This is a genomic window from Streptomyces sp. NPDC026377 (assembly GCF_055567715.1).
In genome coordinates, this window is the sequence record NZ_JBVHPV010000005.1 from 267,822 (window position 1) to 288,684 (window position 20,863).

Sequence of the window (20,863 nt, forward strand, 5' to 3'; positions counted from 1 at the left end):
GCGGCCAGCCCCCACCGAACCCGCACCTGCACGCGCAGCAGGGCGGAGTGGGGGAAACAATCTCACCCCCACGGCACCACCGGCGACCGGTAGAAATTCACCCCCAACGCCTCCAACCGCTCCCCCTGCTCCCCCAACCTCCCCCGGAACCGCCCCCAGTCGTGTCCCGCCCCCGGCGCCCACCCCAGCTCCGCAACCCCCACCACCCGGGGAAACGCCATGTACTCCACCTCCCCGCTCCGCACCAGCGTCTCCGTCCACAGCGGTGCCTCCACCCCCAGCACCGCCCCCTTCGGCATCCCCTTCACGAAGGTGTCCGGGTCCCAGGCGTAGGCCTGGTCGACCTCCACGTAGCCCGCCCAGTCCTGCCCCAGCTCGGTGCTCGCGTCGTACTTCATGTCCAGGTACGCCCGGTTCGCCGGGGACATCACCACCTTCGTGCCCGCCTTCGCCGCCGCGACGACCTCGGCCTCGTTCCCCTCCGTGCCCCAGTACTGGGCCACCGCCCCGGCGACGGGCCTCGCCCCGGTCAGCTGGTGCCAGCCCATGACCGTCTTGCCGTACTTCCCGACGACTGCCTGCGCCCGGTCCATGAAGGCCACGTAGTCGGCGTGCGGCGTCGAGTGCGCCTCGTCGCCGCCGATGTGGACATAGCGACCCGGCGTCATCGCCGCCAGCTCCCGCACCACGTCGTCCAGGAACGCGTACGTCACCGGCTTCGGCACGCACAGTGAGCTGAAACCGACGTCCGTGCCGGTATAGAGGGGCGGTGCGACGCCGTCGCAGTTCAGGTCGGCGTAGGAGGCGAGGGCCGCGTTCGTGTGGCCGGGTGCGTCGATCTCGGGGATCACTTCCAGATAGCGGCTCGCCGCGTACCGGACGATCTCCCGGTAGTCCGCCTTGCTGTAGTGGCCGCCCCTGCCGCCGCCCACCTGCGTCTGCCCGCCGTACGCCGCCAGCCTGGGCCAGGAGTCGACGGCGATCCGCCAGCCCTGGTCGTCGCTGAGGTGCAGATGCAGCTTGTTGATCTTGTAGAGGGCCAGCTGGTCGATGTACCGCTCGACCTGCGCCACCGCGAAGAAGTGGCGGGAGACGTCCAGCATGGCGCCCCGGTAGGCATAGCGCGGGACGTCCGTGATCGTCCCGCCCGCCACCTGCCACGGGCCCGGCTGCCGGGTCCGCCGCTCCACCGGGGCGGGCAGCAGCTGCCGCAGCGTCTGGACACCGTGGAAGAGCCCGGCCGCCCGGTGCGCCGTGAGCGTGAGCGCGCCGGGGCCGCTCTCCAGCCGGTACCCCTCCGGCCCGAGCCGCCTCTCGCCGGAGAGCCGCAGCCGGATGCCACCGCGTCCGTCCGGCCGCACCGGCAGCGCGTACCCGGTCGAGGGGCGCAGGACGTCCGCCAGATACCCGGCGATCCGGCGCCCCTCGGCGCCCGCCGCCGCGTCGGCCCGGATGACGGTGCCGGTTGTGATCGTGTACGGGGAGCCGCCCGGGGCGACGGACGCCGGGGCCGGGACGATCCGGTCCAGCGGGCGGGGGGTGCGGGGTGCGGCCGAGGCGGAGGGGGTTGTGCCCGAGGAGACGCCGGCTGCCAGAAGCAGCAGGGCGCCCAGCAGGGCGGTGAGCGTTGTGCGCCGTCCGACGAGCTGTCTCACGAGCGGTTCCCTTCGACGGGAAACGAGCAGGGACGCGAGCGACCGAACGGGATCCATCACAGCCGCCCCCACCGCCACCGTCAAGGTGCAGACCAGTGGCACCACTGGCCAACGACCGGCCCTCACAAGGCCGGTGGAAGAATCACCGCATGGTGGAAATCTTCCAGAGGGACGGGACCTGGACCTTCGACGGGGACGGCATACGCATCGTGCCCGGCAGCGACAAGGGCGTCAGCCTGCTGCGCCGCACCCTGGGCGAGGTGACGGTGCCGCTCGTCGCGCTGGCCGGGGTGGCGTACGAGCCGGGGCGCAGGGCCGGGCGGCTGCGGCTGAAGCTGCGCGACGGCGCCGACCCGCTGCTCCAGGTCACCGGCGGCAAGCTGGACGACGCCTCCGATCCGTACACCCTGACGGTGGAGACGAAGGCGGCCGCGACAGCCGAGTACTTCGTGGACGAGGTCCGCAACGCCCTGCTGCTCGACTCGGTGCCGACCGGGCCGGTCGACCGCTATCTGCTGCCGGGGCCCTCGCTGCCGATGACGGTCGGGGCGGGCGACGGAACGGCCAGTTTCGACGGGCGCACGGTCCGCCTGGAGTGGACCTGGCACACCGACGAGGTGAAGACGGGCAGCGGGCCGGCCACCCTGGCCCTGGAGGATCTGCACGCGGTGGAGTGGCTGCCCGCGCGCGGCCTGGAGGACGGCCATCTGCGGTTCGTGGTCGCGCCGAACGCGCCCCGGCTGCCCGCCGGGCGCGATCCGCACGCGGTGGAGCTCAACGGGTTCAAGAAGGACCCGCTGATGGCGCTGCTCGCCTCGGCCGTGGTGGCGCGGATGCCGCATCCGTACGCGGCGGCGCCCGCGCCGGAACCGAAGACCCTCGGCCCGGCGCCGGACGCCGAGGACCCGGACGCGCTGCTGCGGCGGCTGCGCGAGCTCGGGGAGCTGCACCGCTCGGGCGTCCTCAGCGAGGAGGAGTTCACCTTCGCCAAGCAGGCCGTACTGAAGCGGCTGTGAGCGTCCCGGAAGCGGCCGGAGCCGGATGGTCTGTACCAGGCAGCGTATGATCATGAGAATCCTGCCCGATATCGGGCAGGATTCTTGCGTGAGGGCCGGATTCCCCGCAGTATCGACGGGTGCTCGAACGCCGCAGCCCGTCGTCGCACGACGACCTCATCGACCATCTGGTGCGCAGCACCGCGCTCCAGCGCGGTGAGGCCGCCCGGGTGGTCCTCGATGTGCTGGCGTACTTCGACGAGACGTACGAGGAGTTCGTCCGCCGCCGCCACCGTGAACTGCAGTCCGGTGGCCTGGTGAACGCGGAGATCTTCGAGCGGATCGCGGCCGAGCTGCCGCACCGCGCCGTGTCGCCCCCGGAGCTCTCGCTCCGGCAGCTGCGCCGCATCGTCTACGGCTGAGCACACCGGAACGCGTTGGACCTGTTGAACCTGTACGTCGATGGAGGGGTCAAGACTCTATGTGCGGAATCGTCGGTTATATCGGTAAGCGTGATGTCGCTCCCCTGCTGCTGGAAGGCCTCCAGCGGCTGGAGTACCGCGGTTACGACTCCGCGGGCGTGGTCATCAACAGCCCCAAGTCGGGCGCGCTGAAGATGGTCAAGGCCAAGGGCCGCGTCCGCGACCTGGAGGCCCGCGTCCCCAAGCGCTTCACCGGCACCACCGGCATCGCGCACACCCGCTGGGCCACCCACGGCGCCCCCAGCGACGTGAACTCGCACCCGCACCTCGACCCCGAGAACAAGGTCGCCGTCGTCCACAACGGCATCGTCGACAACGCCGCCGAGCTGCGCGCCAAGCTGGAGGCCGAGGGCGTCGTCTTCGTCTCCGAGACCGACACCGAGGTGATCACCCACCTGATCGCCCGCTCGCAGGGCGACTCCCTGGAGGAGAAGGTCCGCGAGGCGCTCAAGGTCATCGAGGGCACCTACGGCATCGCCGTGATGCACGCCGACTTCGCCGACCGCATCGTGGTCGCCCGCAACGGCTCCCCGGTCATCCTCGGCATCGGCGAGAAGGAGATGCTCGTCGCCTCCGACGTCGCCGCGCTGATCGCCCACACCCGCCAGGTCGTCACCCTGAACGACGGCGAGATGGCGACCCTGAAGGCCGACGACTTCCGTACGTACACGACCTCGGGCACGCTCACCAACGCCACCCCCGAGATCGTCGAGTGGGAGGCCGCCTCCTACGACATGGGCGGCCACGACACGTACATGCACAAGGAGATGTCGGAGCAGGCCGACGCGGTGGACCGCGTGCTGCGCGGCCGCATCGACGACCGGTTCTCCACCGTCCACCTCGGCGGCCTCAACCTGGACGCCCGCGAGGCCCGCGGGGTGCGCCGGATCAAGATCCTGGGCTGCGGCACCTCGTACCACGCCGGTCTGATCGGCGCCGGCCTCATCGAGGAGCTGGCCCGTATCCCCGCGGACGCCGAGCCGGCCTCCGAGTTCCGCTACCGCAACCCGGTCGTGGACCCCGACACGCTGTACATCGCGGTCTCGCAGTCCGGTGAGACCTACGACGTGCTCGCCGCCGTCCAGGAGCTCAAGCGCAAGGGCGCCCGCGTCCTCGGCGTCGTGAACGTCGTCGGCTCGGCGATCGCCCGCGAGGCGGACGGCGGCACCTATGTGCACGCCGGCCCCGAGGTCTGCGTCGTCTCCACCAAGTGCTTCACCAACACCGTGGTCGCCTTCGCGCTGCTCGCCCTGCACCTGGGCCGCATCCGCGACCTGTCGGTGGCCGACGGCAAGCGGATCATCGAGGGCCTGCGCAAGCTGCCCGGGCAGATCTCGGAGATCCTGGCGATGGAGCCGGAGATCGAGAAGCTGGCCAAGGAGTACGCGGGCGCCCAGTCGATGATGTTCATCGGCCGGGTGCGCGGCTACCCGGTCGCCCTGGAGGCCTCCCTGAAGCTCAAGGAGATCTCCTACATCCACGCCGAGGCCTACCCGGCCTCCGAGCTCAAGCACGGCCCGCTGGCGCTCATCGAGCCCGCGCTGCCGACGGTCGCGATCGTCCCCGACGACGACCTGCTGGAGAAGAACCGCGCGGCCCTGGAGGAGATCAAGGCCCGCAGCGGCCGCATCCTCGCCGTGGCCCACCGCGAGCAGGAGAAGGCCGACCACACCATCGTCGTCCCGAAGAACGAGGACGAGCTGGACCCGATCCTGATGGGCATCCCGCTCCAGCTCTTCGCGTATCACACGGCGCTGGCCATGGGCCGCGACATCGACAAGCCGCGCAACCTGGCGAAGTCCGTCACCGTCGAATAGTCCGTCCGGTACGGCTGGTTCCGTATCCGTCGGCCCTCTGGAGCCCGTAGAGACAGAAGCGGCCCCGTACGCCACCCGGCGTGCGGGGCCGCTCCCTTGCCTGCCGGTGCCGCCCATCGCACCGGCGTGCGGCTGCCTAGCCGGCGGCCGTCACCCCCCGGCCGGCAGCGCGTCGCGGGACCGCGGTCGGCCAGTTGGCCAGGGTCGCCGTAGCTCCGTACCAGGACACGGCGCCCGCGACCGCCGCCACCCAGCCGCCGGCCTTCGCCAGGCCCTCGTTGGTGGCGAAGTCGGCGACCGCGAGCAGCACCAGGGAGACGAAGAGCAGCGCGAACGCGCCCTGCCGGATGGGGCCGTAGCCCGCGGAGCCGACCGCCAGGCTCAGCGCGAGGAGCGCGAAGAGCAGCAGGAACAGGCCGGCCGCGTTGGCCGAGAACTTGGTGTCCGCGCCGCTGGCCCAGGTGAACCAGAAGGCGCCCAGACCCGCGAAGGCGGTGCCGGTGAAGGCGTCCTGGTCGCGGAAGGCGACGACGCCGAGGACGAAGAGGGCGATGCCGCCGACATAGGTCGCGACCGACACGGCGTCGGCCGCGGTGACGCCGTCGATGATCCGGGTGGTGCCGAGGCCGAAGGCGAGCAGGGTGAGGCCGAGTGCGAGGTGGCCGAGGGTGGAGGTGATGCTTCCCGCGGGGGCTTCGTGGTCCACGGCGGGCTCCCTTCATGTGCAGTTGTGCTGCGGGTCGTGCGGTGGATCGTGTCGTGGGTCGCGCGGTGGGTCGCGCTGCTTCCCAGCGACCCTTATGTACCCTTCACAAGGGCACAATCCACCCCCTACCGCAGGGTAGATTCGCCGCGCGGGCAGGTGAGTTGACGCCGCTTCAGCCAGTGGCCAGCGGGAGGGGCGGCGCCGGGGTCACGGGATGACGACCACGGGGCGCTGGGCGCGCCGGGCGAGGCGCCCGGCCACCGAGCCGAAGATCCGGCCGACGATGCCGTGGGTGGAGCCGACGACGATCGCGTCCGCCGCGTACTCCCGCCCGACTTCTTCCAGTTCGTGGCAGATGTCCCCGCCGCGCTCGACCAGGATCCAGGAGACCTCGGCGAGGTAGTCCGCGCAGGCGAGCTCCAGGCCGAGCACTTCCGTACGGTGGTCCGGCACGTCCACGAAGACCGGCGGCTCGCACCCCGCCCACACAGTGGTGGGCAGCCGGTTGGCGACATGCACGATGATCAGGCCGGAGCCGGAGCGCCTGGCCATGCCGATGGCGTACGCCAGGGCGCGCTCACTGGACGTGGAGCCGTCGAAGCCGACCACCACTCCGTGCCGGAAGGCGGGGTCGCAGGACAGACGCGGCTCTGCCGCCGCCTGGAGGTCCGCCGTCGGGTCGGCTACCTGCTTGCGGTCCGCGGGTTCGAAAAATTCTTGACCGGCCATGGGTGTCTCGGCGTTTGGATCCTCATGGAGGGCGACAGGTGGCGGCGGAGCTGTGTCCGGGAATCATCTTCCCAAGCCCATACCCCCAAGGGTACGGCGACACTCCTCTCCTGCCCAGAGCCGCCGGTGCTGCACGGCGTTCCCCGGAGCATGCACGAGCCCGCTCCGGATGGCAATGGCAGATGGCTGGTACAGAGGTCTGGTCTTCAACATTCTGTGCACGTTCGATCCGTCTCGGTGACCTCGGGCCGGTTCGGCTGTGCTCCGTCCGTGTCCCGGCCGGGCCCCGGCCGTGCACGCGCAGTGACCGGAACCGGTGCCCGCCCGTTAGACACGCGGTCGCCGCGACGCTGTTTCCATACCTCCAGGGAGCCCCTGCCCGTGTCCGCCCCGCCGCTCGCCCAGGACGCCTGCCCGCCCACCCCGCCCGGCGGCTTCCCCCGGATCGCGTACGCCCCCCAGGAGCCCGGCGCGCCCGCGCCCGGCCCGGGGGCCCCGCGCGACGGGGAGCGCGCCCGGCAGAGCGCGCAGGGGGGCGCGCACGGCGTACAACGGCCCGGGGCGGGCACCGGTGACGGTGCGGGCGACGTCGTGCGCTGGGCGGCGTTCAGCTGCGTCCTGGTCCCGGTGGTGCTCGTCGTCTACGGTTCCTCGTTCGCCGGGGCGGCCGGCTGGGCCCTCGGGCTTGCGGCCGTCACTGCGGCCTGCCGGCTGCTGCTGCGACACTCCGAGAGCGCGGCGCGGGCCGAGCGGGCGGCGCGCACGGCGGCCCGGCCGGGGTCCGGCAGGCACCGCGACGGACGGACGGACGGCGAAAGTCCGCCGCTGGACTGACGGGTTCGCACACACGGACCCGTATGTTTTCAGCCAACTTCCCCTCCCCCCTCCCGCCTGCCCGAAATGGCCTGCCAACCCCCTTGCCACCAGGGAAAAACGGGCAGCGGTGGCGGATTTCGCCATACGGGTACGGGCCATGCATGCGATGCCCACTTCCCTACGGGCGCCTCGGGTGAAACCCTTCGTGATCGAATGCTTCGCGCCAAGTTGCCAAGTCGACATAGCGCTGAGTACCGGACTTGTCACGCCGACGCCACAGAACGCAGTAGATTCGATCATGCGTATCGAAGGCTGGGGGACTCGTGCAAAACCAAGGGGAAAAGTGCAGGAGCGACAAGCCGGACAAGAACGGGGAGCCGCGAACACCGAGGGGGGCTTAGCAAAATGAGCCAGGACTCCGCTGCCGCATCACCGGAGGCCACAAGGAAGCTCGCCGGCCGTCGACGCCGGGAAGTCGTTGCCGTACTGCTGTTCAGTGGCGGCCCCATCTTCGAGAGCTCCATTCCGCTCTCCGTGTTCGGGATCGACAGGCAGGACGCGGGCGTGCCCCGCTACCGCCTGTTGGTCTGCGCCGGAGAGGAGGGCCCCCTGCGGACCACAGGCGGGCTCGAACTGACCGCGCCCTATGGGCTGGAAGCCATCAACCGGGCAGGCACCGTCGTGGTGCCCGCCTGGCGATCCATCACCTCGCCACCGCCCGCGGCCGCGCTCGACGCGCTGCGCCGGGCGCACGAGGAAGGGGCCCGCATCGTGGGCCTGTGCACCGGGGCGTTCGTCCTCGCCGCCGCCGGGCTGCTCGACGGCCGCCCGGCGACGACGCACTGGATGTACGCGCCGACCCTCGCCAAGCGCTATCCGTCGGTCCACGTGGACCCGCGGGAGCTGTTCGTCGACGACGGGGACGTCCTCACGTCGGCGGGCACGGCGGCCGGAATCGATCTCTGTCTGCACATCGTGCGGACCGACCACGGCAGCGACGCCGCCGGAGCCCTCGCGCGCCGGCTCGTCGTCCCGCCGCGGCGCAGCGGCGGCCAGGAGCGCTACCTGGACAGGTCTTTACCCGAGGAGATCGGGTCCGACCCGCTGGCCGAGGTCGTGTCCTGGGCACTGGAGCACCTCCACGAGCAGTTCGACGTGGAGACCCTCGCCGCTCGCGCGTACATGTCGCGCCGTACGTTCGACCGGCGGTTCCGCTCGCTGACCGGATCGGCCCCGCTCCAGTGGCTGATCACCCAGCGGGTGCTCCAGGCCCAGCGTCTCCTGGAGACGTCGGACTACTCGGTCGACGAGGTCGCGGGCCGCTGCGGGTTCCGCTCGCCGGTCGCGCTGCGCGGGCACTTCCGCCGCCAGCTCGGCTCGTCCCCGGCGTCCTACCGGGCCGCTTACCGCGCCCGCAGGCCGCAGGCGGAGCCGTCCGGGGGTCCGCCGACCCTGGAGACGGTGCCGTCGCAGGCCGTGCCTCAGTCGCGGCGCGCGGCGGCGAGCGCGATGGTCGGCCCGGCGGCGATCACCCACGCGGCGCCGCCGGACCACCCGGGGAAGTCCGTCTCGGAGATGTACGCCACCGGTTACATGCGTCCGAGTCTGCCGGGGCAGCGCAGCGGCCCCGTAGGCTGAGGCACATGAACGACCGCATGGTGTGGATCGACTGCGAGATGACCGGGCTCTCGCTGACGGACGACGCACTTATCGAGGTGGCCGCCCTGGTCACCGACTCGGAGCTGAACGTGCTCGGTGAAGGGGTGGACATCGTGATCCGTCCCCCGGACGCCGCGCTGGAGACCATGCCGGAGGTGGTGCGCGAGATGCACACCGCCTCCGGGCTCCTCGACGAGCTGGCCGGCGGCACCACGCTGGCCGACGCCGAGGCGCAGGTCCTGGCGTATGTCCGCGAGCATGTGAAGGAGCCGGGCAAGGCGCCGCTGTGCGGAAACTCGGTCGGTACCGACCGCGGGTTCCTCCTGCGCGACATGCCGGCCCTGGAGGAGTACCTCCACTACCGGATCGTGGACGTCTCCTCGGTGAAGGAGCTCGCCCGACGCTGGTACCCGAGGGCGTACTTCAACAGCCCGGACAAGAACGGCAACCACCGCGCGCTGGCGGACATCCGCGAATCCATCGCGGAGCTCCGCTACTACCGCGAGGCGATCTTCGTCGCCCAGCCGGGCCCGGACTCCGACACGGCGAAGGCGATCGCGGCCAAGCACGTCCTGCCTGCGGAGTAACCCGTCCGGGTTGCTCCGGGGGCACTCGGGGACCGCCCCGGGAGGGTGCCGCGAAACATGTGCGCGAGCACCCTCCCGGACCCTGTACACTTTTTCTCGGCCGGTAAGGAAAGCCCCCAGGGACTTTCCCAGACCACAACAGTCCGGCCACGCATGGTGGGTATAGCTCAGCTGGTAGAGCACCTGGTTGTGGTCCAGGATGTCGCGGGTTCGAGTCCCGTTACTCACCCTGATCGGGAAGGCCCGGTCCGCTCCGGCGGACCGGGCCTTTCTCGTTGTGTGGGCTCGATACGTACGTGTCGTCGTACACATGGAAGGTCTCCATCGGCCACAGAGTCCTCTCCGGCGTGACCATCGGGATCACCCCGAGCGAGACGGACGGCAGCGCATCCGCCGTCAGCAGATGGCCGAGCTGAGCCGCCATCGCCTCCTCCTGCCCCATCCGGAAGTAGAGCGCCGACTCCTCCACGAGCAGCACGTATCTGTGCCCCGGCTCATGGATCACCCGGGACCGCTCGACCCGAGCCGCGGCCGCGGCCTCCGACTCGTCCGGTATCTCCCGGAACTCCGCGATGCGGCGGAACAGCGCCGTGACGTACCCCTCGGTCTGCACCAGTCCCGGCACGAGAGTGGCCGAGTACACCCGGAACAGGCGTGTCTCCTGAAAGAAGTGAACCCAGCTGTCCTGGAGCTGCTGGAGAGACCGGGCTGACGGTTTCGGAGCTGCCTTCGCGGTGCGGCCGGCATCACTCGAAGACCTCCCGGATCGAGAACGCCCGTACCGCCCCGGCCGCGGCCTCCTTGCGGATACCACGAAGCCGCCCGGCGACGACTTCACGGGCGGCCTGGGCCGATGAGGAGGGTGAGGTGGGCATGAGGCGCGCTCCGACCGCCAGTTGTGCACCGGTGTGCAGAACTCTGCCGGGAGAGGGCCCTTCAAGGGCGCGAAGGGGACAGCCTGGAGCGATACGGGGCGTGCGCACAGATCTGCACACGGCTCGATGTACGGCATCCCGCCCGCCGGTGGCCGGTACACCCGGATGCGTACGCAAGAGCGGCAAGAGGTAGCGCGAGAGCGGCAAGAGAGAGCGCGGGCGCCTCACGCGGAGGCTCGCACCACCAGCTCCGTCTGCAGTACCAGCTGCGTGCTCGCGCGCTCGCCCGCCGCGATCTGCGTGAGGAGCAGGTCCGTCATCGCCCGGCCCATCTCCTCGATCGGCTGGCGCACACTGGTCAGCGGAGGCTCCATGTGGCGGGCTATGGCCGAGTCGTCGAAGCCGATCAGGGCCACGTCCTCGGGGACGCGGCGGCCGCGTTCGCGCAGGATCTGGCGGGCGCCCGCCGCCATCACGTCCGAGGCGGCGAAGACCGCGTCGAGGCCGGGCGCGCGGTCGAGGAGGACCGCCATCGCCTCGCGGCCGCCCTCCTCCGTGAAGTCCGAGGGGACGATGAGCTCGGGTTCGGGCGTCAGACCCGCCTCGGTCAGGGCCGCGCGGTAGCCGTCCAGGCGGCAGCGGGCGCCGTACACGTCCAGCGGGCCGGTGATCGTGGCGATCCCGCGCCGGCCCCGGGCCAGCAGATGCGTCACCGCCGCCCGCGCCCCGCCGAAGTTGTCGGAGTCCACCGACGCCAGCGGCTCCTCCTCCGAGCGCGGGCCACTGATCACCACCGGCAGATCCAGCTGCTCCAGGAGCTCGGGCAGCGGGTCGTCGGCATGGACGCCCACCAGCAGGACGCCATCGACCCGATGACCCGTCAGGTACTGGGCGAGACGGCGGCGCTCCCGTTCACTGCCCACCAGGGTCAGCAGGAGCTGCATCTCGGTCTCCGCGAGCGCCTGGCCGACGCCCCGGACCACCTCGGAGAAGTACGGCTCGGCGAAGAAGCGCGTCTCCGTCTCGGGGACGACCAGGGCGATCGCGTCCGTACGGTTGGCGGCCAGGGCCCGCGCCGCGCGGTTGGGGACATAGCCGAGCTCGGCCACCGCCGCCTCGACGGCCGCGCGCGTACGGTCGCTGACCCGGGGGGAGCCGTTGATCACCCGGGACACCGTGCCGCGCCCGACCCCGGCACGCGCCGCCACCTCTTCAAGGGTGGGCCGCCCGGCCCCGCGGCCCCGGACCGTGCGAGCTGCTTTCATGGCTGCCTCCCCGTCTTGCCGCACATCGTGGACCTCGGGGTGAAAACTAACAGCACGACCCCGGGGGCGGACTCCCTTTGCCTCCTCCCTTGACACCCTCCCGGACAGTCGCCACCCTTCAACACATCACGACTGGGAGCGCTCCCACCCCTATCCGTCCGTACACCTTCCGCACCTTCCACCACAGCACGACCGACCGTCAATCGTTCTGCACGGAAAGCAAGTTGGAGGACCACCATGCGTACGAGAACCCGTACAAGAACACCCCTCACCGTCCGCGCGCCCCGGCGGCTCGCGGCGCTCGCCGTCGTCTCCGTGCTCGGCGCCGGGCTGCTCGCGGGCTGCGCCGACGACGGTGACGGCAAGGACTCCACCGGCTCCGGCTCGTCCTCCTCCGGAGGCGGCGGGGGCGGCGGGGCGAAGACCACGCTCACCGTCGGTGTCTTCGGGGCCTTCGGCCTCAAGGAGGCCGGGCTCTACGACGCGTACATGAAGCTCCACCCGGACATCGAGATCAAGCAGACGTCGATCGAGCGGAACGAGAACTACTACCCGCAGCTGCTCACCCATCTGGGCTCCGGCAGCGGGCTCGCCGACATCCAGGCCGTCGAGGTCAACAACATCGCCGAGGTCACCGCCACCCAGGCGGCCCATCTGGAGGACCTCGGCAAGGCGAAGGGCGTCGACAAGAACGCCTTCCTGCCCTGGAAGTGGGGGCAGGCCACCACCAAGGACGGCAAGACCGTCGGCCTCGGCACCGACATCGGACCGCAGGGCATCTGCTACCGCAAGGACCTGTTCGCCGCAGCCGGGCTGCCCACCGACCGGGAGGCCGTGGGGAAGCTGTGGGCGGGCGACTGGCAGAAGTACCTCGCTGCCGGTGAGCGCTACAAGGCGAAGGCCCCCAAGGGGAAGGCCTTCGTCGACTCCGCCTCCGGCGTCCTGAACGCCATCACCGGCTCCAGCGACACCCGCTACTACGACGCCGACGGGAAGGTCGTCTACAAGACCAGTCCGGCGGTGAAGGAGGCCTGGGACACGGCGGCCTCGTTCGCCACCCGCGGGCTGACCGCCAAGCTCCAGCAGTTCCAGCCCAGCTGGGACCAGGGCTTCGCCAACGGCAGCTTCGCCACCGTCTCCTGCCCGGCCTGGATGCTGGGATACATCCAGGACAAGGCGGGTGCCGCGGGCAAGGGCAAGTGGGACGTGGCGGCGGCGCCCAAGCCGTCGAACTGGGGCGGTTCCTTCCTCGTCGTCCCGTCGGCGGGCAAGCACCGCGAGCAGGCCGCCGAGCTCGCCGCCTGGCTCACCGCGCCGGCCCAGCAGGCGACCTTCTTCGAGAAGCGCGGCAGCTTCCCGAGCGCCAAGGCCGCGTACGGACTGCCCACCGTCGCAGGCGCCCACCACGACTACTTCGGCGGTGCGCCCATCGGGCAGATCTTCGCCAAGGCCGCCGAGGGTACGCCGGTGCAGGTCCTCGGCCCGAAGGACCTGATCATCGCGCAGAACCTGGCCGACGTCGGCATGCTCCAGGTCGACCAGAAGGGCCGGTCCCCGCAGGCGGGCTGGGAAGCCGCGGTGAAGGCCATCGACAACGCGCTGGACCAGTGAGGACGGCGAACGGCACGGGGGCGGGGGCCTCCGCGGACCGGGGCGGCGGGGGCGTCGCGGGCCTGACCGCCGCCGCCCCGGACGGGGCCGCCCCGGCCGCAGCCGCCCCCGGCCCCGCGGCCTCCGCCGCCCGGGGCACCGACCCCCGCGAGGCACGGCGGCGCGAGCGGCGCAGCCGGCGCTACCGGCGCGACGTGCGCTGGAGCCCGTACGCCTTCGTGGCGCCCTTCTTCCTCTTCTTCGCCGCCTTCGGCCTCTTCCCGCTGCTCTACACGGGCTGGGCCTCGCTGCACCAGGTCGAGCTGACCGCCCCGAACGAGATGCACTGGGTGGGCCTGCGCAACTTCTCCCGGCTGCTGTCGGACGAGTTCTTCTGGAACGCGCTGCGCAACACCTTCACCATCGGCCTCATCTCCACCGTCCCTCAGCTCCTGATCGCCCTCGGTATCGCCCACCTCCTCAACTACAAGCTGCGCGGCTCGATGTTCTTCCGGGTCGCCGTCCTCACCCCGTACGCCACCAGCGTGGCCGCGGCGACCCTCGTCTTCGTGCTCCTCTTCGGACGCGACTACGGCATGATCAACTGGGCGCTCGGCCAGCTCGGCGTGGGCCCGGTGGACTGGCAGAACGGCACCTGGACCTCCCAGTTCGCCGTCTCCACGATCGTGGTGTGGCGCTGGACCGGCTACAACGCGCTGATCTACCTGGCCGCGATGCAGGCCATCGCGCCCGACCTGTACGAGTCCGCCGCCCTCGACGGGGCCTCGCGCTGGCAGCAGTTCCGGCACGTCACCGTGCCCGCGCTGCGGCCGACCATCCTGTTCACCTGCGTCGTCTCCACGATCGGCGCGACCCAGCTGTTCGGCGAGCCGCTGCTGTTCAACGGCGGAGCCGGGGCCACCGGAGGCTCCGACCACCAGTTCCAGACGCTCGGGCTGTATCTGTACGAGCAGGGCTGGGTGAACCTCCACCTCGGCCGGGCCTCCGCGATCGCCTGGACGATGTTCCTGATCCTGCTGCTGATCGGCGCGGTGAACTGGCTGGTCTCGCGCGCCCTGCGCAAGGAGACGTCATGAACGCCAAGACGACGGCCCCGGCCGTCCCCGCCGCCGGCCCCGCCGACCGCCCCTCCCCCCGGTCCTCCTCCCGGTCCGTCCACCGCGCCGGGCGCCAGCTCCACGGCGGGCGCCTGACGTACACGATCCTGATCCTCTTCACCGCCGGCTCGCTCTTCCCGCTGGTGTGGACGGCGATCGCGGCCTCCCGCACCAACGAGCGCCTCGCCCAGACACCGCCTCCCTTCTGGTTCGGCGGGAACCTCTTCAAGAACCTGAAGATCGCCTGGACCGACGCCAACATGGGCACGGCCCTGCTCAACACCACGATCGTGGCGGGCTCGATCGCGCTCGGCACGGTCTTCTTCTCCACGCTCGCCGGTTTCGCCTTCGCCAAACTGCGGTTCCGCTTCAAGAACGTGCTGCTCCTGCTCGTCATCGGCACGATGATGATCCCGCCGCAGCTCAGCGTCGTCCCCCTCTACATGATGGTGGCGAAGCTGTCGTGGACCGATCAGCTCCAGGCAGTCATCCTGCCGACCCTGGTGAGCGCCTTCGGGGTGTTCTTCATGCGGCAGTTCCTCATCGAGGCGCTGCCCACCGAGCTGATCGAGGCCGCCCGGGTCGACGGCGCCAGCAGCTGGCGTGTGGTGTGGCACGTGGTCTTCCCGGCCGCCCGGCCCGCGATGGCCGTCCTCGGGATGCTCACCTTCGTGATGGCCTGGAACGACTTCTTCTGGCCGATCATCGCGCTGACCCAGAACGGCAGCCCCACGGTCCAGGTGGCGCTCACCGGACTCGGCCGCGGCTACATCCCCGACCAGTCGGTCATCATGGCCGGCGCCCTCCTCGGCACCCTCCCCCTGCTGCTGGCGTTCGTCCTCTTCGGGCGGCAGATCGTCGGCGGAATCATGCAGGGAGCGGTCAAGGGGTGAGCACCGACCACGCGCCCGACAGCACCCTCCTTCCGTACCCCCTCGATGGGAGCGCCTCCATGACCGACCGCTTTCCGCCCGACTTCCTCTGGGGCACCGCCACCTCCGCGTACCAGATCGAGGGGGCGGTCGCCGAGGGCGGTCGTACACCGTCCATCTGGGACACCTTCTGCCGCACGCCCGGGAAGGTGTTCGGCGGGGACAGCGGGGACGTCGCCGTCGACCACTACCACCGCTGGCGGGACGACGTCCGGCTGATGGCGGACCTGAACCTCGGCGCCTACCGCTTCTCCGTGTCCTGGTCGCGGGTGCAGCCGACCGGGCGCGGGCCCGCGGTCCAGCGCGGGCTGGACTTCTACCGCGCGCTGGTGGACGGGCTCCTGGAGCAGGGCATCCGGCCCTCCCTCACCCTCTACCACTGGGACCTGCCGCAGGAGCTGGAGTCGGCTGGGGGCTGGCCCGAGCGGGACACCGCCCACCGGTTCGCCGACTACGCCAGGATCGTCGCCGAGGCACTCGGCGACCGGGTGGATATGTGGACCACCCTCAACGAGCCCTGGTGCAGCGCCTTTCTGGGGTACGGCTCCGGCGTCCACGCGCCCGGCCGCACCGATCCGGTGGCCGCGCTGCGGGCCGCGCACCATCTGAGCCTGGGCCACGGACTGGCGGCCGAGGCCCTGCGCGCCACGCTGCCGAAGGCCGCCAAGCTGGCGATCAGCCTCAACCCGAGCGCGGTCAGGGCCCGCACCCAGTCCCCCGCCGACCTGGACGCGCGCCGGCGCATCGACGCGCTCGCCAACCGGGTGTTCACGGGCCCGATGTTCAAGGGCGCGTACGACGAGGACCTGCTGCGGGACACCGCGCGGCTCACCGACTGGTCGTTCGTCCACGACGGCGATCTGAGCACCATCAAGCACCCCCTCGATCTGCTGGGCATCAACTACTACGCACCCTCAGTTGTATCCGCCGCCACTGACAATCGCCCCGGCGACGGCCCTGACCTGCAAGTACCCCGCCCCGACGGGCACGGCGCGAGCGCCCACTCCCCCTGGCCCGCGGCCGATTCCGTCGTCTTCCACCAGCCGCCGGGCGAGCTGACGGCGATGGACTGGTCGATCGACCCGACGGGGCTGTACGACCTGCTGATGCGCTACACCCGCGAGGCACCCGGCGTACCGCTGATGATCACGGAGAACGGCGCCGCGTACGACGACAAGCCGTCCCCCGACGGCTCGGTCCACGACCCCGACCGCATCCGCTACCTGCACGGCCACCTCGCCGCGGTGCACCGCGCGATGCGCGACGGAGCCGACGTACGCGGATACTTCCTGTGGTCCCTCCTCGACAACTTCGAGTGGGCGTACGGCTACGGCAAGCGGTTCGGCGCGGTGTACGTCGACTACGAGACGCAGAAGCGCACTCCCAAGTCGAGCGCGCGGTGGTACGCGGAGGTGGCACGGACGGGGGAGCTGCCGCAGGAGTTGCCGCTGGGGTGAGGTACGGAGGAGGGGCGCGCCCCGGCCGGGTGGGGGGAACCGGCGGGGCGCGTGGGGGGGTGTCCGGGTGCGGTGGTGCGGTGGTGCGGTGGTGCGGGGGGCAGGTCGCGTCACTTGTAGGCGGCGAAGGCCTTCGTGAAGGCCAGGGGCTCCTGGACGATGGAGGAGCAGGTCGGATCGGCGGAGTTCTTGGCGCCGCCCGCGCACTGCTTGTCCCGGGCGCCGGACCACATCGCGAGCCGGCCCAGGCCCTTCGACCTGGCGAACTCCACCAGCTGAGTGGCGTCGCCGACCGTGAACGTCTCGGTGTTGACGTCATTGACGCCGATCATCGGGGTGACGGCGACGGCCTTCCAGGCGGCGGCGTCGGAGAGCCCGAGGACGCCCTTGATCTGGGCCTGGGTGGCGGTGGCCGCCTGGATGGCGTACGTGCCCATGTCACCGCTGTACGCGGGACCGTAGTCCATCGCCATGATGTTGACGGCCGAGACGGCGACGCCGTTCTTCTTGGCGTCGGCGACGAGGTCGACGCCGGGCTGGGTGAGGCCCTCGGGCATCACCGGCAGGGTGAACGACACGTCGAGGCCGGGGTGGGACTTCTGGAGCTGCGCGATGGCCTGTGCGCGGCGGGAGTTGGCGGCGGTGTCCGGCAGGGCCGCGCCCTCGATGTCGAAGTCGACCTTGGTGAGCTTGTACGCGTCGATGACCTTGCCGTACGCCGTGGCGAGCTCGCCCGCGCTCTTGCAGACCAGGCCGAGCTCGGAGCCGGAGGCGCCGCCGAAGGAGACGCGTACGTCGCCGCCCTTGGCGCGCAGGGCGCCGATCTGCGCGGCGACGGCGTCACTGTCCAGGCCGCTGACCCCGCCCCAGAGCGGGGCGCAGCCGCCGCCGGAGGTGATGAAGGCGAGGTGGAACTCCTTCACACCGGTCCTGGTGGCGGTGTCGACGAGGTCGTACGCCGGGTAGAGGGACGTGTCGATGTAGGGCGCGAAGCGGGAGGCCGTGCCGGTGGTGGGGGGTTGGGGGGTGGTGGTCTTGGTGGGGGTGGGCTTCGCGGTGGCGGTGGGCTTGGTGGTGGTCGTGGGGTTCGTGGTGGTCGTGGGGTTCGTGGTGGTCGTGGGGTTGGTGGTGGTCGTGGGGTTGGTGGTGGGGTGCGTGGTCGGGGTCGGCTTCGTCGTGGGGCGGCCGGTCGGGGCGGGGGTGGCGCCGGTGTCGACCGAGCACTTCTCCTGGTTGATGAGGCAGCCGGTGGGGTCGCCCGCCGTGCCGGTGGAGCTGGTGACGAAGCCGACCGTGACGGACGCTCCCGCGGCGAGGCCGTTCCTCTCCCAGGTGGGGGGCTTCACGGTGACGTGCTGACCCTTGACGGTCTGCTCACCGTTCCAGAGGGAGGAGAGCTTGGTCCCGGCGGGGAGGTCGAACTCCAGGGTCCAGTCGGGCAGGGCCTTGCCGCTGTCGTTGGTGATGACGTACTGGCCGGTGTAACCGCCGCCCCAGCTGCTGGTCTTGGTGTACGCGGCGGCGACGGAGGCGGCGTGGGCGGTGCCGGTGAGGACGATGGCGGCGCCCGCGATGGCGCCGGCGGTGGCTATGGCGCCGATCGCCTTGGCTTTGCCGGTGGCGCGGCGGCGGTGGGTACGGGGGTGGGTCATGAGTGCGCCTGCCCTTGGGGGTGGGGGTCGGGTGGTGGGGTGGTGGGGTGCGGGCAGCACGCTAGCCGTTGAGAAACGGGCAAATGGGGTGTGGGGGGTGGGGGTTGGGGATCTTAGGGTTCGCTTAAGGGGGTGATGGGGCGGGGTTAATTCCGGGGGGATTTCCCTGCGGGCCGGTGGGGGCTTAGCGCGCAGTTCCCCGCGCCCCTGGAGGGGGGCGGGCCCCGGGCAGCCAGTCCCTTCCGCATGCCCGCGGCCCAGAGTGGTCAGGGGCGCGGGGAACTGCGCGAGCGACCCCGCACGGTTCGCAGACGGGCTCGATGCTCAGCCCCCCACACACAGACCGCGACCCCCGGAGGGTTTAGGGAAGGGGCGGGGTGGGGTGGCTCGCCTCGGGGCGGCGGCGCCTGCCCCGGCGGCGGATCCGGGACGTTCCCGCGGCGCCCCCGCCAAGCCCGATCCACACCCGCACCTCCGTCCCGCCCAGCACCGACCGCCCCAGCCGCACATCACCCCCCGTCCCCTCCGCCATCCGCCGCACGATGTCCAGACCCAGACCGGTCGAGCCGCCGCCGCTCGATCCCCGGGCCAGGGCCGCCCGGGGATCGGCGATGCCGGGGCCCGCGTCCGAGATCAGCACGATCACCGCGTCCTCGCCGTTGTGGACGTCCACCGCGAACGCCGTGCCCTCCGGGGTGTGCCGGAAGACGTTGCCCAGCATCGCGTCGAGCGCGGCGGCCAGTTCGGGCCGGGCGACCGGGATGCGGACGGGACGGTCGACGCCCGCGAGGCGCACCTCCCGGCCCTCGTCCTCCGCGAGCGCCGACCAGAACGCCATCCGGTCCCGGATGACCTCGGACGCGTCGCACCCGGCCCCCGCCCCGGCCGGCTGCGTCTGCGGCTTGGCCTCCCGGGCCGTACGGATGATCGTGTCGACCTCGCGCTCCAGCTGCTCGACCGCCGCCCGTGTCTGCTCGGCGGCCGGGCCGTCGCCCAGGGAGGCGGCGTTCAGGCGCAGCACCGTCAGCGGGGTGCGCAGGCGGTGCGAGAGGTCGGCCGCCAGCTCCCGCTCGTTGGCGAGGAGTTGCACCACCTGGTCGGCCATCGAGTTGAAGGCGACCGCCGCCGAGCGCAGTTCGGCCGGTCCCTCCTCCGGCACCCGCGCCCCCAGCCGCCCCTCGCCCAGATCGTGCGCCGCCCCGGCGAGCCGCTGGGCCGGGCGGACCATCCGTACACCCAGGCGGTCCGCCACCGCGACCGAGCCGATGACGAGGGCGACGCCCACCCCCGCGAGGACCAGCCACGCCGTGGCCACGCCGTTGGTGACCTCGGCCTCGGGCACGTACACCTCGACGATCGCGATCTCGCCCGAGCTCAGCGCGGTCGGCTGGAGGAGCGTGGAGCCGCCGGGGACGTCGGAGATGTACGCGCGGACCACCTTGCGGGTCGCGTCGAGGTCCTTGCGGGCGGCCCGCCGCCGGCCGATCTCGGAGGGCGCGCCGCCCGGCGCCGCCGGGATGTGCACGGCCATCCGGCCCGCCGCGCCCGCCTGGGTGGAGGCGACGGCCCGCTCCAGCGCGTCGCGGTCGGTGGTGATCGACAGGGTCGGGCCGATCGCGGCGGCCTGGCGCTCGGCGTTGGAGAAGGCGCGATCGCGGGCCATCTCCTTGATGACCAGGCCCAGCGGTACGGCGAAGGCGAGCACCACCATGAGGGTGACGGCGACCGCCACCTTCACCAGGGCCCATCTCATCGGCCGGGCTCCGGCCGCGGCGGCTCCAGCTTCACACCCACCCCGCGCAAGGTGTGCAGATACCGCGGCTGCGCGGCCGTCTCACCGAGCTTGCGGCGCAGCCAGGACAGATGGACGTCGATGGTCTGGTCGTCGCCGTAGGACTGCTGCCACACCTCGGCCAGCAGCTCCTTGCGCGGCACGACCACACCGGGCCGCCCGGCGAGGAAGGCCAGCAGGTCGAACTCGCGGCGGGTCAGATCGAGCCGCAGCCCGTCGAGTTCGGCCTGGCGGCGCAGCGGATCGATGGAGAGGCCGCCGACCCGGATCAGCGTCGGCGGCGGTTCGGCCCCGGCGGCCCGCGCCCGGCGCAGCACGGCCGTCATCCGGGCGGACAGGTGCTCCACGGAGAACGGCTTGACCAGGTAGTCGTCGGCGCCGTCGTTGAGCAGCCGGACGATCTCCGCCTCGTCGTCGCGCGCCGTCGCGATGATCACCGGTACGTCGGTGATGCCGCGGAGCATCTTCAGCGCCTCCGCCCCGTCGAGATCGGGCAGTCCGAGGTCCAGGACGACCACGTCGAAGGAGAAATGGGCCACCTCGCGCAGCGCCTCCAGCGCCGTGCCGACGCTCCGTACGGTGTGGGAGGCCTCGGTGAGGTGGCGGATGAGGGCGGAGCGAACGAACTGGTCGTCCTCGACCACGAGCACACTTGCCATGGGCGGCACCGTACGCCATGTGGGGTACACCGGTCCCGGCCGGGACGAGGCGGGGACAAGGCCGGGACGAGGCGGGG

General features: G+C 71.5%; 18 protein-coding genes, 1 tRNA gene and 1 pseudogene. 11 read left to right on the top strand and 9 right to left on the bottom strand.

Features of this window, described 5'->3' with window-relative positions:
* Window positions 1–62 precede the first annotated feature (62 nt).
* A complete protein-coding gene (locus tag ACZ4MU_RS13650; protein ID WP_467875118.1) occupies window positions 63–1,655 on the bottom strand; it encodes a beta-N-acetylhexosaminidase in 1,593 nt (530 codons plus the stop codon).
* 149 nt (window positions 1,656–1,804) lie between these two features.
* Between ACZ4MU_RS13650 and ACZ4MU_RS13655 the strand changes: the two genes are divergently transcribed.
* The 3 genes from ACZ4MU_RS13655 to glmS all read left to right on the top strand — a co-directional run bounded on the left by ACZ4MU_RS13655 (window position 1,805) and on the right by glmS (window position 4,949).
* On the top strand, window positions 1,805–2,671 hold the full coding sequence (locus ACZ4MU_RS13655) for a DUF4429 domain-containing protein (RefSeq protein ID WP_467875121.1): 867 nt from the start codon (window positions 1,805–1,807) through the stop codon (window positions 2,669–2,671).
* 119 nt (window positions 2,672–2,790) lie between these two features.
* Window positions 2,791–3,072, top strand: a complete 282-nt coding sequence (locus ACZ4MU_RS13660) for a hypothetical protein (protein ID WP_467875124.1) — start codon at window positions 2,791–2,793, stop codon at window positions 3,070–3,072.
* Between the two features lie 59 nt (window positions 3,073–3,131).
* A complete protein-coding gene (glmS, locus tag ACZ4MU_RS13665; protein WP_467875127.1) occupies window positions 3,132–4,949 on the top strand; it encodes a glutamine--fructose-6-phosphate transaminase (isomerizing) in 1,818 nt (605 codons plus the stop codon).
* Window positions 4,950–5,085: 136 nt separating this feature from the next.
* Here the strand turns inward: glmS and ACZ4MU_RS13670 are convergent, their stop codons facing one another.
* Window positions 5,086–5,655 (bottom strand): GPR1/FUN34/YaaH family transporter, encoded by a 570-nt coding sequence (locus ACZ4MU_RS13670; protein WP_467875130.1) that lies wholly within the window; start codon window positions 5,653–5,655, stop codon window positions 5,086–5,088.
* Window positions 5,656–5,862: 207 nt separating this feature from the next.
* On the bottom strand, window positions 5,863–6,384 hold the full coding sequence (locus ACZ4MU_RS13675; RefSeq protein WP_467875133.1) for a universal stress protein: 522 nt from the start codon (window positions 6,382–6,384) through the stop codon (window positions 5,863–5,865).
* Window positions 6,385–6,765: 381 nt separating this feature from the next.
* On the opposite strand from ACZ4MU_RS13675, the gene ACZ4MU_RS13680 reads away from it, so the two are divergent.
* From ACZ4MU_RS13680 to ACZ4MU_RS13695, 4 genes are all read left to right on the top strand, one after another.
* Window positions 6,766–7,218 (top strand): hypothetical protein, encoded by a 453-nt coding sequence (locus ACZ4MU_RS13680; protein ID WP_467875136.1) that lies wholly within the window; start codon window positions 6,766–6,768, stop codon window positions 7,216–7,218.
* 387 nt (window positions 7,219–7,605) lie between these two features.
* Window positions 7,606–8,838, top strand: a complete 1,233-nt coding sequence (locus tag ACZ4MU_RS13685) for a helix-turn-helix domain-containing protein (RefSeq protein ID WP_467875139.1) — start codon at window positions 7,606–7,608, stop codon at window positions 8,836–8,838.
* A gap of 5 nt (window positions 8,839–8,843) precedes the next feature.
* Window positions 8,844–9,446 (top strand): oligoribonuclease, encoded by a 603-nt coding sequence (gene orn, locus ACZ4MU_RS13690; RefSeq protein ID WP_467875141.1) that lies wholly within the window; start codon window positions 8,844–8,846, stop codon window positions 9,444–9,446.
* 156 nt (window positions 9,447–9,602) lie between these two features.
* Window positions 9,603–9,675, top strand: a tRNA-His gene (locus ACZ4MU_RS13695).
* 57 nt (window positions 9,676–9,732) lie between these two features.
* Here ACZ4MU_RS13695 and ACZ4MU_RS13700 read toward each other — a convergent pair.
* The 3 genes and pseudogenes from ACZ4MU_RS13700 to ACZ4MU_RS13710 all read right to left on the bottom strand — a co-directional run.
* Window positions 9,733–10,146 (bottom strand): annotated as a pseudogene (locus ACZ4MU_RS13700) (Scr1 family TA system antitoxin-like transcriptional regulator); the annotation flags it as partial.
* A gap of 46 nt (window positions 10,147–10,192) precedes the next feature.
* Entirely contained in the window at window positions 10,193–10,321 is a 129-nt protein-coding gene (locus ACZ4MU_RS13705; RefSeq protein ID WP_467875553.1) for a hypothetical protein, read from the bottom strand.
* 224 nt (window positions 10,322–10,545) lie between these two features.
* Window positions 10,546–11,586 (bottom strand): LacI family DNA-binding transcriptional regulator, encoded by a 1,041-nt coding sequence (locus tag ACZ4MU_RS13710; protein WP_467875144.1) that lies wholly within the window; start codon window positions 11,584–11,586, stop codon window positions 10,546–10,548.
* A 237-nt stretch (window positions 11,587–11,823) separates the two neighbouring features.
* On the opposite strand from ACZ4MU_RS13710, the gene ACZ4MU_RS13715 reads away from it, so the two are divergent.
* The 4 genes from ACZ4MU_RS13715 to ACZ4MU_RS13730 all read left to right on the top strand — a co-directional run bounded on the left by ACZ4MU_RS13715 (window position 11,824) and on the right by ACZ4MU_RS13730 (window position 16,683).
* A complete protein-coding gene (locus ACZ4MU_RS13715; protein WP_467875147.1) occupies window positions 11,824–13,197 on the top strand; it encodes an ABC transporter substrate-binding protein in 1,374 nt (457 codons plus the stop codon).
* A gap of 62 nt (window positions 13,198–13,259) precedes the next feature.
* Window positions 13,260–14,273 carry a carbohydrate ABC transporter permease gene (locus ACZ4MU_RS13720; protein ID WP_467875531.1) on the top strand — a complete coding sequence of 338 codons (1,014 nt, stop codon included), beginning with the start codon at window positions 13,260–13,262 and terminating at the stop codon, window positions 14,271–14,273.
* The gene (locus tag ACZ4MU_RS13725) at window positions 14,270–15,187 is read left to right on the top strand and encodes a carbohydrate ABC transporter permease (RefSeq protein WP_467875150.1); all 918 of its coding nucleotides are present in this window, start codon (window positions 14,270–14,272) and stop codon (window positions 15,185–15,187) included. Before ACZ4MU_RS13720 ends, ACZ4MU_RS13725 begins: the two co-directional genes overlap by 4 nt.
* 59 nt (window positions 15,188–15,246) lie before the next feature.
* Window positions 15,247–16,683 carry a glycoside hydrolase family 1 protein gene (locus tag ACZ4MU_RS13730; RefSeq protein ID WP_467875534.1) on the top strand — a complete coding sequence of 479 codons (1,437 nt, stop codon included), beginning with the start codon at window positions 15,247–15,249 and terminating at the stop codon, window positions 16,681–16,683.
* 110 nt (window positions 16,684–16,793) lie between these two features.
* Here the strand turns inward: ACZ4MU_RS13730 and ACZ4MU_RS13735 are convergent, their stop codons facing one another.
* From ACZ4MU_RS13735 to ACZ4MU_RS13745, 3 genes are all read right to left on the bottom strand, one after another.
* A complete protein-coding gene (locus tag ACZ4MU_RS13735; RefSeq protein ID WP_467875153.1) occupies window positions 16,794–18,335 on the bottom strand; it encodes a glycoside hydrolase family 18 protein in 1,542 nt (513 codons plus the stop codon).
* Between the two features lie 361 nt (window positions 18,336–18,696).
* Window positions 18,697–20,088 (bottom strand): HAMP domain-containing sensor histidine kinase, encoded by a 1,392-nt coding sequence (locus ACZ4MU_RS13740; protein WP_467875156.1) that lies wholly within the window; start codon window positions 20,086–20,088, stop codon window positions 18,697–18,699.
* Complete coding sequence (locus ACZ4MU_RS13745) at window positions 20,085–20,786, bottom strand: response regulator transcription factor (RefSeq protein ID WP_467875159.1); 702 nt, start codon at window positions 20,784–20,786, stop codon at window positions 20,085–20,087. The genes ACZ4MU_RS13740 and ACZ4MU_RS13745 overlap by 4 nt, the downstream gene beginning before the upstream one ends.
* Window positions 20,787–20,863: the final 77 nt, after the last annotated feature.